Raw genomic sequence first — 1,004 nt, forward strand, 5'->3', positions numbered from 1 at the left:
CGCCAGGTCCGCTGCCCGCACCCGATCCATCCGACACCCTCGCCCGTCCGACCGCGGAGCCTGCGTGACCACGATCCTGCTGCTGACCACCGCCGACACCGAGATCCTCGCCGCGGCGGGCGCCGTCGACGCGCTTCCCCATGACGCCCCCCGCGTTCGGGCGCTGAACCCGGCCCGCGCACCACGCGATGACTCCGATGCGCTGGCCAGCTGGTTGGACGAGGCCACTGCCGACGTCGAGGTGGCTGTGGTCCGGCTGCTCGGCGGGCGCGCCGCGTTCCCGGAGCTGCTCGACGCGCTGCGCGAGCGCTGTGTCGCCGGCGGGACGCCGCTGGTCGCCCTCTCGGGGGAAGGCTCTCCGGACGCGGAGCTCACCGCGCTGTCGACCGCACCGACCGCGGTGGTCGCGCAGGCCTTCGAGTACCTGCGTCTCGGCGGGACGGACAACACCGAACAGCTGCTGCGGTTCCTGGCCGACACGCTGCTGGTGACCGGACTCGGGTTCGAACCCCCGCAACAGCTGCCCGACCACGGCGCCTACCACCCGCGCCGCACGGACGCGCTCGCCGGCCTGGATCCCGCCAAACCGTTGATCGGCGTCGTGTTCTACCGCTCGCATCTGGTGTCGGGCAACACCGGGTTCGTCGACACCCTCATCGACGCGATCGAGGCCAAGGGAGCGCAGGCCGTTGGGCTGCACTGCTACTCGCTGCGCCCCGAATCGGACGGCGAGGTGCCACTGCTCACGATGCTGCGCGACCACGGCGTGCACCCCGACGCGCTGGTCGTCACGGTGCTCGCGATGGGCGGGGCCAACGCCGCGGGCCATCCGACAAGTACCGACGCGGACGACACGTGGCATGCCGAGGCGCTCGAACGGCTCGGGGTGCCGGTCATCCAGGCGCTGACCTCCACCGCCAGCCGGCAACGCTGGCAGACGGCCGACGTGGGCCTGTCACCGATGGACACCGCGATGCAGATCGCGCTGCCGGAGTTCGACGGAC

The 1,004-nt window shown here is 72.3% G+C and carries 1 protein-coding gene; it reads left to right on the forward strand.

Going from position 1 to position 1,004, the window contains the following annotated elements:
• Window positions 1–64 precede the first annotated feature (64 nt).
• A partial coding sequence (locus WEB03_RS03065; RefSeq protein ID WP_368069500.1) for a cobaltochelatase subunit CobN occupies window positions 65–1,004 on the forward strand: 940 nt, incomplete at its 3' end.

The organism is Nitriliruptor sp., from assembly GCF_040882075.1.
In the GTDB taxonomy this organism is placed as follows: domain Bacteria; phylum Actinomycetota; class Nitriliruptoria; order Nitriliruptorales; family Nitriliruptoraceae; genus Nitriliruptor.